The 13,531-nt window shown below is 43.5% G+C and carries 10 protein-coding genes; 3 read left to right on the plus strand and 7 right to left on the minus strand.

Translation table 11 applies throughout. From position 1 onward, the window contains the following. On the plus strand, positions 1 to 435 hold the full coding sequence (locus ACP7B3_RS10370) for a hypothetical protein (RefSeq protein WP_426178745.1): 435 nt from the start codon (positions 1 to 3) through the stop codon (positions 433 to 435). Between the two features lie 41 nt (positions 436 to 476). Further along, complete coding sequence (locus ACP7B3_RS10375) at positions 477 to 1,010, plus strand: hypothetical protein (RefSeq protein WP_426178746.1); 534 nt, start codon at positions 477 to 479, stop codon at positions 1,008 to 1,010. A gap of 3 nt (positions 1,011 to 1,013) precedes the next feature. On the opposite strand, the gene ACP7B3_RS10380 is transcribed toward ACP7B3_RS10375, so the two are convergent. From ACP7B3_RS10380 to ACP7B3_RS10395, 4 genes are all read right to left on the minus strand, one after another. After that, a complete protein-coding gene (locus tag ACP7B3_RS10380; protein ID WP_426178747.1) occupies positions 1,014 to 4,124 on the minus strand; it encodes a DEAD/DEAH box helicase in 3,111 nt (1,036 codons plus the stop codon). Next, a complete protein-coding gene (locus ACP7B3_RS10385; RefSeq protein WP_426178748.1) occupies positions 4,114 to 4,926 on the minus strand; it encodes a Hachiman antiphage defense system protein HamA in 813 nt (270 codons plus the stop codon). The genes ACP7B3_RS10380 and ACP7B3_RS10385 overlap by 11 nt, the downstream gene beginning before the upstream one ends. 445 nt (positions 4,927 to 5,371) lie before the next feature. Beyond that, a complete protein-coding gene (locus ACP7B3_RS10390; RefSeq protein WP_426178749.1) occupies positions 5,372 to 6,124 on the minus strand; it encodes a hypothetical protein in 753 nt (250 codons plus the stop codon). Positions 6,125 to 6,893: 769 nt separating this feature from the next. Then, positions 6,894 to 8,141, minus strand: coding sequence for a hypothetical protein (locus tag ACP7B3_RS10395; RefSeq protein ID WP_426178750.1), 1,248 nt, complete (start codon positions 8,139 to 8,141; stop codon positions 6,894 to 6,896). A gap of 185 nt (positions 8,142 to 8,326) precedes the next feature. On the opposite strand from ACP7B3_RS10395, the gene ACP7B3_RS10400 reads away from it, so the two are divergent. Next, positions 8,327 to 9,646: a hypothetical protein gene (locus tag ACP7B3_RS10400; RefSeq protein ID WP_426178751.1), complete on the plus strand. Its 1,320-nt coding sequence runs from the start codon at positions 8,327 to 8,329 to the stop codon at positions 9,644 to 9,646. 27 nt (positions 9,647 to 9,673) lie between these two features. On the opposite strand, the gene ACP7B3_RS10405 is transcribed toward ACP7B3_RS10400, so the two are convergent. The 3 genes from ACP7B3_RS10405 to ACP7B3_RS10415 are packed head-to-tail and all read right to left on the minus strand — an operon-like array spanning position 9,674 to position 13,521. After that, positions 9,674 to 11,041, minus strand: a complete 1,368-nt coding sequence (locus tag ACP7B3_RS10405) for a site-specific integrase (protein ID WP_426178752.1) — start codon at positions 11,039 to 11,041, stop codon at positions 9,674 to 9,676. A 4-nt stretch (positions 11,042 to 11,045) separates the two neighbouring features. After that, positions 11,046 to 11,561 carry a hypothetical protein gene (locus tag ACP7B3_RS10410; RefSeq protein ID WP_426178753.1) on the minus strand — a complete coding sequence of 172 codons (516 nt, stop codon included), beginning with the start codon at positions 11,559 to 11,561 and terminating at the stop codon, positions 11,046 to 11,048. Beyond that, positions 11,554 to 13,521: a hypothetical protein gene (locus ACP7B3_RS10415; RefSeq protein ID WP_426178754.1), complete on the minus strand. Its 1,968-nt coding sequence runs from the start codon at positions 13,519 to 13,521 to the stop codon at positions 11,554 to 11,556. Before ACP7B3_RS10415 ends, ACP7B3_RS10410 begins: the two co-directional genes overlap by 8 nt. Positions 13,522 to 13,531 lie beyond the last annotated feature (10 nt).

Below are 13,531 nucleotides of genomic sequence, written 5' to 3' on the forward strand. Positions count from 1 at the left end.
GTGTTTGAAACTCACGCTAAAGATATAACCCCATCACCTTTCGATTATGATGAGGGATTATTAGAATTGGCCGTTGTAAGGCAGCGGTTCCATGCCGAGTGGTTTTACGTTGCTCAGCACATTCGGTCCGATGAAGGAGAGCTATCTAGCAATATGTTGCTTATCGACGATATTAATGAGTTCAAAGCTTTAGTCAGTGAGCCTACTACATCTTCTTGGATACGCGATATATACCTGGTAACTCCCGCAGCAGTCAACAAAGCAGGAGTTTGGATGATAGATCTCCTACTAGAGATGAAAGAGGTAACCCCCTCCCCAACATTAGTGAACAGAAATTTTATTTATAAGGTTAATAACGCTGCTGGTTATTACTTCTCGACGAGAGTTGACGGAAACTGGGAGGGTCTACCATCTAAAACTCTATATCGGAGATAGCCAGTGCCGTAATTCGCACCGTTTAAGAAAGGATCTGAAGTATGGATAATCTCACGAAATTACCTATTACTAAGAAAATGATGATGGCAAATACTCCCAATGCCGTTGACACTGCAAAAGCCAGAATGAAAAAGTCTACTTATTATCGAGCAGACGACGACACTCCGTTCTTCGTTCTTTCATCAATAGTATCCTCACCTAGACTATTTGACGTTTTTTGGAAAGAGGTGCCTCCCGACGCATTCGTAAAAGCTGGCGACACATTCGTAGAACAGTACACAATGCTGTGTGATAGTCGGCAAAAAACGTATGCGATATCTTGGAATGAATGGAAGGACATGGATGGAGTATACGCGGAGGTAGAGCAATATGAAGACGACGACACGTCTATTTCAAAAATTCAGGTCTGGCCATACGATCCTCGTACACTGACCTCCGCGCAGATGGTACTTAGTGTTGGCTTGAGCTTCACAGAGGAAGAGCTTAAGGAAGAACCTAGATTATGTGGTGCACTTCGGGAACTTATGAAAGAATTTCGAGTTGAATATTTTTGGGGGCCTCGTGTATACGGATAGTCCTTAACGGACTTTTATTTCGGAAAAAACAGATGGTAGTGAAGATAGCGCTTCGACTAAAAGCTCGGGATTGTTCTTTAGTATCTGGTGATCAATGATGTTTTTTCTGAATATCACTTTTTCGAGGACTTTCGAAACATGCTTACAAACTTCCCTGTCTGCATATCCTTTGCTATGCAGCCACAGATGCAACTCATCAGAGAGACCAAGCTTCAGTTGATTCTGAAGTGCACGAGTTTTAGTTAGCAATTCTTCGTCCATAGATTTGCCTTCGACTATGTCGGCTATCGACCCCACCAGCAGCATTCCATCATATGCAAGAGCGGCGCAAAAATCGACTATGTGCTCTTGAGTGACCTTATAATTTCTAGTTTTTGCTCGAACCGTAAACCGGTTCTCACGAGCGTATGAAAGCAGTCCAAAATAACTGTCCCCCTTGCACCACCGCTTTGCTAACTCAACCGCACTAGTTTCCGGTCGCATATTTAAAATTGTTTTATTTTTTGAGAATTTCCGAATTATTTCCCAGCACGGGTCCAGTAGTTCTATGGAAGAGTCGCATAATTGAAGATCCCATATGTTAGAATCAATCCAAGCTTCTATAAACAGTAGCTGATCGAGACCAAGTAAAGTTTTGCCGAAGTAAGAGTACTTCTCTTTAGGGATTGCTTGGAGTCGTAGATGAATTGCCGAAAATACCTGAAGTAGTTGCTCTTTCTGGTCATCTTCTGCCAAATGATACGCCAGTGTCTCACGCGCCAGTCCTAGAAAGGAGTCTATTTGAAGCAATGACTGATCATCTTTGAGCATAGATAGGAAATAGCTTTCAATAGCGCTAAGTGTTGACTCTTTCGAATCCATCTCGATCATCAATGGTGCTACATCAATGCCGGACTCTTCTGACCAAGTAATCCATTCAGTGCGCCTAGCCGACGGTCTAGCTACGAATTGAAGAAGATCATCTTTGGCATTTTCAAATTCAAAAGGCTTTATAATTTCCATTAAGCTACTGATACAAACTTCCGAATTGGTGAAATCTAATAGAGCTAACGTTTTCCACCATCGGTCTCTACCTAACCAAACATGACGGCTATCATAAATTTTAGGGTTTGTAAAAATTATACCTCCCTCCGTATGATATCCAGATCGACCAGCTCGACCTATGAGATTCTGAAACTCTCTAGTGGAAATCTTGCGGCCACCCTGAATTACCTGCGATATGAGCAGATATTTTATAGGAAGATTCACGCCTTGCGCCAATGTTGAAGTACAGATTACAAAGTGTGCAGCTTTCTTATCCATTGCCCACTCTACCGCAAGCCTGAGACCATTTGGCACGGCTGAGCTATGAGGAAGAACCCCCAATGAAATGGCTTTTGAATAGATATGCTCGTCGGAAAAATGCAGTTCTGACAGGAACTGGATTTTGGCTAGTTCATTAGTATTAGATATAGTGTTAGGCTTTGGAGTTAGAAACCCGCGCTCATATATATCAACAATAGTTTGGCTGTGGTTTATAATGGATCTCTTATCGCCGCAGAAAATTGCTACTGGTCCCTGGTGGCAAAGTTTCAGTCCCAGATAGCAGGAGATTTGTTGGGGCTTATTCTTCGCAGGGAAAATGAGATCTTCATTTTCTCCCTCTTTGCGACCTAGATTTATTTGCTGGATGAGTTGTGGTACATAGAGGCCGCTTGCAAATTTGTTACTCTGGTCAAGATAGCTTAGCTGCCCCATATCTGTTTTCCAGCTGAGAAAAGCAACGCTTTTGATCGAAGGCAGCCAATTACTACCTTGAATATACTTACCTGCCTCACCGTTAAGCCATTCGCCGATTGTTTCGGCATTTGACATAACTGCGGAAATTAAAACTTTTTGGGCATAGGGAGGGATAGTTTGTTTGAGTGAGGCGATGAGTAACTCATATGTAACTCCTCGCTTACCACTATCGAACTGGTGCCCTTCATCGAATATCAGAAGCTCTATTTTTTCTGCCAGAGACGGCTCATGCCTAAGTAGGTAGACGAGTTTTTCTGGTGTGGATACGAGGATGGTATGTTCGTGCGGCCCTTTATACGCTTCTCCTAAGAGAAATTTTAAAAATTCTTGTTCATCTTCATCGACGTTCGTGATATCCCTAAGCTCATTGACGTTAACCGAGTCGTATTCAAAAGAAGCGGCGAACCCTTGTGAAATTTCTCGACATAAAGCTCGAAATGGTGCGACTACAACCGCAAGCTTGGCTCGGCCCGAAAGAAAGGCGCTTCTGACGATCAATTCAGCGGACTTTGTCTTTCCAGCGCTCGTCGGCATTTGTATGACTGCCGACGCGCCCTTCAGTACACCTAGGTTGCCAATCAGGCGTTGTGCGGGCCAGAACTCCTTCATAAAGTGATCTTTTGCAAGAGTTTGCTTCCACCGTTCTAGTTCCAGACCGGTAAAATTTGGTAAGCAAGAAATCGACGAATTATCAATTTTTCTTTTAACCAAAGCAGTGATAGTGTCAGCGAGCAGCACTTCCCGATCCGTGCCACTTTGGTAAACTTCAGTTCGGAAGGCTGAAAGCTCATCTAGCACGTCAGATAAGTCGGCCTCCATGTGAATAAATGAGCGGTAAGTTCTCGCAATATTAAATATTAACGAGTTATAAGGTGCTTTGGGGACTAACTTGAAGCCATTCTTTAGATCAGATTTTAACAACCAAACTAAAAGATTCTCCATCCCGCTTTCCGTCAATGGCTTAGCTGTATCGGAAAAAGTTTTAGCTAATACCAAGGAGCTTCCAGGCATGTCGGCAAGATAGTAAGATGCTGAGCTTAATATTCTCAGATATTCATCTGATCCTGCGTTCAGTCGAGCGATACTCATAGATTCGAAGTATTGACCTGCAAGTACTAGTTGTTCCTTAAGGGTTTCTTTTAGTATCCAACGTTCATCGTTAGCTCTGGACTCAAGTGCGGCTAGTTCACCAAGAATTCCAATTGTGAATACTAATAACCGCTTTGGGTCTTGGGGCAAAGTAATATGATATTCCTCGTCAATTCCGAATTCGTATTGCTTCGCTTTTGCACGAGTTATATCTAGTATATTCCTGCCCTTCATCTCAAGCTTCATCGGCGGCTCTCTGGTAAAGCGCGTGAATCAAAGCCATCAGATGGTTAGCGCTTACAACTAGTAACTCTAGCTTTTCAGCATTGGGGTGATCAGTGGAGGTCGAATTAGATATAACTTCCTTTTGAAGTGCGGACGTAGTATATACCGCTGCTGCGCCATACCGACGCTTACAGGGATAGTCGGGCTCACGTTGAAATCTATCTATTAGGAGAACGCCTTCAACGTCATTTCTGTCAAAAAGCTTTTGTTTCATAGTGCTCAGAGATTCTGCTATACGCAACTCATCTTTAATCGAGTGATCAATCGCGTTCTGTAGCACATTACTTTTGGAGTTTTCGCTTGCTTTAGCTTTAATTTCAAAAACTAGTAATTCATCGTTTTCGCTGACAATGTCTTGTAGTTTCTTAAATGCGATTACATCTGAACCCCTAGTTGATTCATTTGTACCGCCCTTGCGATCATAACGAGTTCGAGGAATTTGATAATTTCTAACGTATTGCAAATAATCAGCAATAAGTATTTCCGCAAAATCGCCTGCTCTCACGCTCGGGCCTGGGGGGATTGTCTCGTGCGGAAATTTTTCAGCAAGTAAATATTCTGAATTTGTAAGCATTGGGTTCTTGAGAAAATTTAGTTGATCATCACGGCAGTAGTGGTTCCGAAAGTGGCTTGCCCATGTAGACATTATCTTTTCATCTAACGCATCGTGATTAAGGGCAAAAACAGGAATTGGTAATCCACAGGCAGAAGTATAAGTATCTATTTGCTCAAGCCAGGCGAGGTGAGGAGCTAGCAATGACATGTCACATCCCATGTGTCCATCATGATCAAACTTTAAGCCTATAGTATTTACACTCTTTTTCTGGAATCTACCAGTGCCACGTTGGCTGTGAGTGCTGTTTCCGATTCGCGCTATACAGCCCAGTCAGAACGGTCAGATTACTGGCGCCACGCAGATGTCGACTGCTATCGTTGGATTCTAGGGAGTGTTGGCGCCGCCCTCTCTGATAGCTACGCCATGACGAACCCGATTGAGTTCGAGAAGAAAGGTAAGGTTTTTACCGCGTCTGCTGCGAGAACACCCCGGAAGCATCGGAGGATTTTACGCACCCAATTTTCCAACCAAGCTGCGTAAATTCAGGAATAAACACGGGGCTTTGTTGAAAAAATGGGCAAGCGGAGTGTTTGATGGATTAGTCTCTAGCGATGCAAAAAATGCGACTTGTCGGCCGCCATCCCAGGCTCAGCTAGTGGTATTCAGTGAACAGGGCGTACTGCTTTTGCTCTTCTGATGACAAATATCTTTTGCTATCAAACCGAGTATCTAAGCTGTCATACAACATTTGTATATGGTTAGAACTGTTGTTGCTACTTTCAAGCATTTTTTTGTAGTCTTTTGTAGCATCTGATCTCGATGAGTTTATGCCGAAAGAAAATATGCCGAAATCCCAAGTAGATCCACTGCTATGAATACCAATCTTGAAGTGGCTACCAAGTGCGGTTCGCTCAACACCCATTGCCAATACATATGGACAAGCCGATGCGCACAGTGGGGAGGTTAAAGTAAGATCGACTGCCGTGAAATATTTTTCAGCCATGCAGGTGTTTTTGTGAGTTTTATTAATCCACTCACCTATTTGAATTGCTGCTTCTTTGCTGCCGCCCCTAGTTGCGAAGCATATGGTATTTATCTGGTGTTCATTAGCTAAAAGCTTGATCTTTTTGATCATTCCTTCATCTATATATCCTGATAACAAGAGTACATCGTCTATGCACGTTTTGCCGTCCTCAGTGCAGGCTTTTGCAATTATTGCCTTATCAAGAGATATGATTTCATTTCCCACAGACACATTTTCACTTTGGAGAAGCCCTAAAGATCTAGGTATCTGCGGAATATAAGTAAAAATGGCGAAGAAGAGCAAAGGTGAAATCAGTACTAGCACCAAGATAAGAATTTTATATTTAGCGCATTTAGAAAGTATTTTGCTAATTCTCGTCATAAGATTTTTTACTCCTGCGTTCATTTCTAAATTGGAATGTTATTTGATATATTTTAGTCGTTTTGATATATTGGCATCGTAGTTATAAATAGAGTTCAGTTATTTATAACTTAGTAAGTCTTAGAAAACTTAGATCAAAATCTTTTTTACGTAGTAGCTGCGATCCGGTCCAACGTTTGAATAGCATCTTCCGTGATCCATGAGTTATAAGAGTAAGAAATAACCCTCATCATTAGTGAAGAGTGACTTAGGCCTTACGCCTGGGAACAGATTCTATATTGTCGTGCCATTAAGCGCTACGAATTGGATAGATCCCTTACGCTGATTCTTACCTTGTGCGGACTGAGTGCTCACGGCTTGTCCAATCGACGCCTCATCTGATGTGGTAGTAAGCTGGCTATAAAATCTTCGCCAAGATCGCTTGACTGAGACCTGCGGGAAATCGCTGCTCGCGCACTTGGTCGTCTTCATCATCCAGCCTTTGGAATCGGGCAAACGCTGTCGAGCCGGTTTCTGAAAGGCTTCAGCAAATTCATCATCGCAGAATCGACGTTTCAAAACTGCAAACCCATCCTCTAAAGCTTCTGGACGGAATGCGATCAACAAATATAGCCGCTACTTCGGATATTGAGCTTGGACTCAGCATTTTACAGCAGATGATGCCGTCCATCACTCTGAGGATGCCCTCGTGAGCTTTCTACCAAATCTTCACCAGTTCAGTTGCGCAAGAGGGGATTCCGAGTTAAATACCGAAATATCCCCCCTGACATCAATAAGGATCGAGCAATGCCTTTAATTTAGCTATGGGGAAGTCATGAGAGGGATTATAGAGCGCCGCAACTTTGCATGCTTCCGTCTGAAACGCATCCGCTCTGTAGGGCGGCTCGGGCATTTCAGGATATAGCTCGATACTGCTTGCAAGGATGAGGGCTACACCATGCTCTCTCTTAAAAAGCTTTTCGGATAGCCGGTGATATTGGCTGCTCGTCCCAAGTACGTTATCAAACGGTTCAACAGTGTCGTTAATAAATTGCAATGCTAAAGCTCCGGGGCGCGTCCCTGTAAGTTGGACATCCATTGCTTTTCTAGCAACTTTTTCGACCTCATCCCAGAGTTTAATATCGGCTTCCGAAATTACCCGAATCCCCATAAGCCGATCCTCAATGTCTGAGCACCTGACGAAGGCGACCATAGGACCAGGCAGCCGATACGCAGTATTGATGCAGGCATCCTGATGGTCTGGATCGCCGACCACCTCGCAATAATCATACTGAATACGGATGCCGTTGTTGTCGTCATAGGCTTTCCTGGATTGTATGGCACATACGAGACGGTCGATAAGCGCTTTAAATTCAGTTGCCGACTTTGGTACAGGATTAGAAATCGATATTGTGAGTATGCTGACGCGACCGTCTTCCGAAGAAAGAGTATCTGATAGCGACACCCTCTCCAGTACTGCGCCGATTACGCGATGACCGTCTGCCATTCGAACAGCGAAACCTTTGTCTCCAGCGAACGATTTGCACTCAAGCTCAAAGGGGGTAGTGCCTCCAGGAAGGTACACTAGAAGATCGAATGTTTCTATTCCTTTACTCTCCTCTGGCCACTCGATAATACATCCTCGCGAGGACAAAGTGGCTGCCATGTAAAGTTCAAATTGCAGCGCTCTCATATCAGCCGCAAATTTAAATCCGCCTGTAAATCTCTTCTTCAGATCAGGCGGCCCAAGTCCACCCTGCTCAACGACATCCCATAGATCCAGCACTCGCTTTGAAAACAACATTGCTTCAAGCATGGTGTTCCACTCATACCCGACTGGTTGATCGTAATGGTGGCGTTCCCAGAAAGTGAGCCCAAAGGCAATAGGGTTTTCTACCTGCTCTTGTCCTCCACGCCCAGCAATTTGTCGGCTGAGTAGCTCAATATCATTAACTGTTTTACGCCATGGTTTCTTTGGGAGCAATGTGGCGACACGCTCATAGATTGCCGGAAACTCAGTGATAAATGGTGCAGTCATGTGGGGCCGTTTCTCCGTTGACGCTTAGGAAATGCGCATTTTGGCCAACCTGTGGACCAGCCACGATCAAATTTCTGCCCAAGTTTGGGTAGGTGTGTTGGCCAGACGATTACAGTTAAAGACTGTAGGCTAGGGCTCTACTTTTATCGATGTTTTTGATGAGCTAGGTCGAGGGTTTGCAGATAATGATGAACCGCTTTGGGCGAGATACATCACACCTTGAGGGCCCTAGACATGGGAAGCCGGCAGGGTACGCTACAGATTGTCTAGAGGCTGTTGAGAGACTTTTCGGAAAGGAATGGCTTGAGCAACCGGATGGGCATCGTCTTCAAAGGCTTTGGGAAAGGAGGGACTGGCTAGCAACCTGCGAACTGTTTGGCTTAGGCAAATCAATCCAAAATTTGCTACCAAAACACGAGGGGTGGCTCCAGAACACAGCTAAGAAAATCCGTTCAGGAATTGAAAATGCGCATGGGTTCATCACTGAAATTCTCATTTGTGGCTCTATCGGTGTCCGTGAGGGGGAGGTCTATCCAGCACCGGGAAACCAGAAGGGATTTGACCTAGTCGTAGACTTTGCTAGCGGATTTAAGTACTACATATCAATCAAAAGCCAGGGAATGGCCGCTCACGAAGCGGAATTCCACAATTTGAGTGATCGATTGAAAGAAGCGTTTGCCAAACGCTTGGATCACATAGGGCTTAATGGAGAGTTGTATATTGAATCTAATCAATATATTAAGCCAAGCACACTTGAGTTTCTAATAGATTTCGTGGGTAGTAGGTTGTCACGGCCAGATGAGTATACTTACGCAGGCTGCAAGATGATTTTCCGAGAGATGCTCTCTGGCCACAAAAAGTATGCGCGCTCTCATAAGTCTAACCATGTTTTTATAAAATGCCCGCAACATCGAAACGCTCTTTTGAATGCAAAAGACAAACTTATTAAAGCAGCGGAAAACCTGAAAAAATCTTTGCCTGTTTCAGATTGCTATGCTCGACATCTGTGGGTAAGGGTCCACAGCTCAACTGATATCTATGTTCTAGAAGAGGCGGCAAAGGTAATGCTGGAAGATCTCTCCAAGGACTATGGCTTCGATAGTGTGCACTTATTCCAAACATCTGTGGTCAGAGTTGCTGAAAAAAGTCAAATTGTGACATGCTGGAAATCTGTAGCATCTAAGTTTCATAGGGGTTCTGTTTGGGCTATGCAGGAGGGTAGAGTTAGGCCACTTAGCTTTGGGCTGCCAGTGGGGCTAATATCTAAGGAACCGTCCAAGACTTACATTACTAATGGTACAGAGAGCATGTTGATGCCGCCTGGCTTTTACATGTACCAAAAGGCAGATATTTATCATTTAATGGAGCAGGATGGGGATGCCATGGTTGGTGAATGGTCGTCGCCAGCGTCAGGCATACGCCACCATATCGTTTATACTACGGATGAACAGAATGCATTACTAACTTCTCCAAGTGTTGAAGTAGAGGAAACACTGATCATCTGAAGGTGACCAAGATCTAATACCATAAAATTAATTAAGTATTGAATCAATCCTTGGTTTGATGGCTTCATGCTCTAGCCCATTATCTAAGTCCGTCCTTAATTGCTCCAGCGCTCGCTTGACCGCCTCAATATCTAGGGTTTCTCGTACCCGTTTATTGATGCGGTCGATTTCGAAGTACTCATCAAAAGAAAGATCTATATAATGCTCAAGGCTCTCAAGCCTTTTCTGCCCTGTGTATTCAAGGATCTTACTTTTATAATGATCAAAGTTAAGGATTCGGGATCTGAACTCTTCTTTATCTTTGATTTCATGGCTCGTTATGAAAGAAACGAACATCTTCGTAATGAACCGATGCCGGAACATATGTGGATGCGCGCGACCTGTGATGCCCGCAGCAAGCCGTAATGACCTAACTTCTTGTGTCAGGGTGTTGCACTTCAAGGGTTCACCTGTTCTTTCGCTTATCAGCAAAAACCCATGATCTTTTTCCTTAGGTAATTTATTTCTTACGATGATCGAGCGATTTTTCTCGATGAATTCAATAATGAACTTTAGATCTGTACGAGTAATCGGAATAAACCGCTTAGCCGTTTTATTACCGCCCTGTTTTACAGATTTTAATTCTAAAAGCGGCTCTTTCATCTTCAATGCTTCATAGATAGCTGCCACTGTCAAACTGCCAACTTCGCTGCGGCGTCCGCCAGTAATTTCTAGAAGAAGCAACATGACGTATCTACGCTTTTTTATGTAGGAAGATGTTGACGCCTGTTGTACAGCCGATTTTAATCGTCTGATATCGACTGTAGCTATGGCATTTCGTTTTTTGGGTCCGCTTGGCTCAGGAAATGAGTGATGATGCCAATAAGTTTTTATAACTGTCGATGTAACGCCGTAAGAGCTTCCCCCGGACTGTATTTTATGCTCTCGTTTTTCTGCTTTGATTCGTTCATGCGTGCCTATCCCAGATGCTCCGTTGTAAAGTTTTCCTACAAACCCAAGAAAATCTAGAGACCTCCGGCCTACCGCGATTACAGTATCCTCATTTCGCTTAGGGATTCCCGCTGCTCCCGCGTGCTGTTCACCACGAATAGAGGTCATGAAAGCCTCGAAACGCTTGTCGGTTAGCTTATGAAGTTCTAATCTGTTCAACCACACGTATCGTAGAATCGGTGCCAACTGATTAGCATATGTGGCGAGAGTGCCTCCACCATTGAGTCGCGAATGGCCATCATGGAAGAGCTTAAGCATCCAGAGATTAGCAGGAATATTCCAATTTCCATCAGGCCAAAAGATCTTAGGAATATTGTCAGCGTCTACAAATTCTAAATCTCCTTTTCCGCGTAGCGAAAATGGAAGCCTGAAGCCTTGCTCAGTTAGTGAATAGATTCTGGGCACGCGCTCACCGTTTATCACTATAGGACAGCATTTCTAGAACCTCCAGCCGCTCTAAATTAAACGCTTCTCGGTATTCAGGCTTATTTGTAAGACGAACATATTTTTCACACAGGCCGATGCTCAACCGCAATGCTTGCGTCAATATCAGTAGATTTCCTTCTAAGCGCTGCTTGCTTTCCTTGAGTTCTCCTATTTCCCTCAGGAGCGATGGCTTATTCCGTTTTTCAGAACTACTCATCGAAGAAAGTTGATCTTTCAAGTGTGAAAGGGCTCGCAGGCGAAGGGTCTCTAGACGTTGAAAACCCTCATCGAAACATTCTGTACATGCTGTCTTTAATGCATTGAGTGAAATTGGTTCTATGCCTAACTCTGGCCGCGTGAGTGAGGCCATTGCGCCCTGTGATTTGAGTTGGACAGCGATTATTTTACATTCAGCGTAGTCAGGCGGGGCTTGGATAATTGACTGTAGAAACTTCGATAGCTTTAATGCCTTTCTACTTGCACGGGTATTTTTAGGCATGGGCAATCTCATATTTGAATTGAAGTTTTACGCCATTGTCTTGCTGGAGAAAATCTGGCTCCATCACGACTTGACCCATTTCAAACATATGAGCAAGGTAGGATTCGAACTCTTCGCGATCTAGCAAACTAAATGAAGATGTACCGAAGCGTGCCCTCACTGCATCTTCAAGCTTGGAGTGTGTTTCGTTACCTCGAATAAGAAATTCTGCTGTGAACTCCGCCTTGATTGTGTTCAGCACTGCTCCTGGTATGTACTCAGTTATATAACGGTAGACATGTGCTTTGTCCGTGTGGGCCAAAAACCATCGAAGGACATCCAGATCGCCGAATGCCGACCAATAAAACGCTTGAGCAAACATCCTCCGGAGCTGATGCTGTCTAAAGTTAAAGCTTCGTTTAGTCTTGTCACATCTTAGACTAAAATACTCACAGACCTTGTCAAAAGCGCGGTTGTAGTTGGTATGGGACACACTTGAAAAGCTAATATTCTTAGGGCGAGGAATGGAAAAAAATTTGGAGGCGACGGCACCGAGTGAGGCCATTCTTATTTGGAAATCACCTACTAAGTCTGACAGTTTCATACAAATTTCCGGAATGGGTCGTTCGGTATATTCTCTAGTGTCCCCAAAACCAGATTTACCTATGTAGAAACCAAATGTTAAGGGCTCCCTATTAAAGTTTTCACATGTGCTGTTCATCAACTCATCTTGGCGACGCGCAGTTAGAGTGCCGATGATAATTTGTACTGCTCCATAGAGTATTACAACATAATCGTGCAGCCCTCGCCTTAGTAGATTATCCGGATAATCCGACTGTCTTATGTTTTTTGACCAAGTACTGATATCCAGTTCCTGAAGTGTTTCCGGTATAAATTTACTAATCCCGTGCTTTTTTACAAATGCTACAAGGTCCATTTTTTCTTGTTTTGATGCTTCAACTACATCGGCAAATGCTTCTAGTAAGTGCTTGCCATACTGTAAGACGAACTCGATGGAGTTACGTAATCCAAGCAGGCCAATCTCAATAGGAATTGATCTATACATGTCAGGCTCCGGCAGATTAAAAAATTTTGCGGAAACCTCTACTACGTACTCGATGACTGAATCTTCGGGTGACTCATACCCAAACATTTCAAGGTACTTGAGAGACTCTATGCAAGATCTATATGTTGAGTAGTTCTGTTTGATCATCCTCTCGTGCTTGGTGCGAACTGGAGCATAAATGTTTTCCTCAGCAGCAACTTCTTCTTCCCAGTTTTTAAAATCTAAGTGCGCTGGTATTGTAAAGTTTCGATAACCATAAAGAGTATTTTTATAAATATTGTCAACTATATGTTTGTAAGCTTTTGCTGGATTGCGAATGGCTTCTTTTATTGTTATACAGGAATCATTTAGAATGAGCTTTTGTATATTTTTGTACTGATCATCAGTAAGGGCTATGTCCGAGCAAATGGTGTTGAAGCACTCATTTTGAGCTTGTGCCAAAAGCTTTATATGGTTCTCTAAAGAGGTCGGCCAATTGTAGAATCTTGCGGCTGTTGTGTTTTCGCTTGTAATCTTGTTGAGAAGATTTCTAACAATTTGCTCGTTTATAGCGTTGAGCCCGTATTTTCTAATTACGGGTGCATGTTGGCTTTTCAGAAGATAGTCCAATATTCCCACGATTATTAAAATTCGTGTTGTTATTCTTTTTTTTGACGCTCCGCCAAGTTTTATATGCTCGGATGCTTGTATGGCTATCCAGGCCTTGATTTGCCCTAGCAGAACGCTGTTCTTCTTGTGATTGAGCTTTGAACCGTCATCTAGCGTTAAATCAAAACTTATGTGTTTTGAGATTCCTGCGATGAACCATTTATCTGCTTCGTAACTAGAGTGCAGAAGTTTAAAATCTTTTGTAGGCGCCACTTCGCGTTCTTCTATTAGAAAGCTTAATTCTGGCGGGATCGTTAGCTGGGCCATGAGTGCGCTC

The sequence above is a fragment of the Pseudomonas sp. TWRC1-2 genome (genome assembly GCF_049896685.1).
Classification (GTDB): domain Bacteria; phylum Pseudomonadota; class Gammaproteobacteria; order Pseudomonadales; family Pseudomonadaceae; genus Aquipseudomonas.

Bases quoted from the DNA above. Each gene is read 5' to 3' on its own strand.
- ACP7B3_RS10375 (WP_426178746.1), top strand. From the start codon at position 477: ATGGATAATCTCACGAAATTACCTATTACTAAGAAAATGATGATGGCA.
- ACP7B3_RS10380 (WP_426178747.1), bottom strand. From the start codon at position 4,124: ATGAAGCTTGAGATGAAGGGCAGGAATATACTAGATATAACTCGTGCA.
- ACP7B3_RS10385 (WP_426178748.1), bottom strand. From the start codon at position 4,926: ATGTCATTGCTAGCTCCTCACCTCGCCTGGCTTGAGCAAATAGATACT.
- ACP7B3_RS10390 (WP_426178749.1), bottom strand. From the start codon at position 6,124: ATGACGAGAATTAGCAAAATACTTTCTAAATGCGCTAAATATAAAATT.
- ACP7B3_RS10395 (WP_426178750.1), bottom strand. From the start codon at position 8,141: ATGACTGCACCATTTATCACTGAGTTTCCGGCAATCTATGAGCGTGTC.
- ACP7B3_RS10400 (WP_426178751.1), top strand. From the start codon at position 8,327: ATGATGAACCGCTTTGGGCGAGATACATCACACCTTGAGGGCCCTAGA.
- ACP7B3_RS10410 (WP_426178753.1), bottom strand. From the start codon at position 11,561: ATGCCTAAAAATACCCGTGCAAGTAGAAAGGCATTAAAGCTATCGAAG.
- ACP7B3_RS10415 (WP_426178754.1), bottom strand. From the start codon at position 13,521: ATGGCCCAGCTAACGATCCCGCCAGAATTAAGCTTTCTAATAGAAGAA.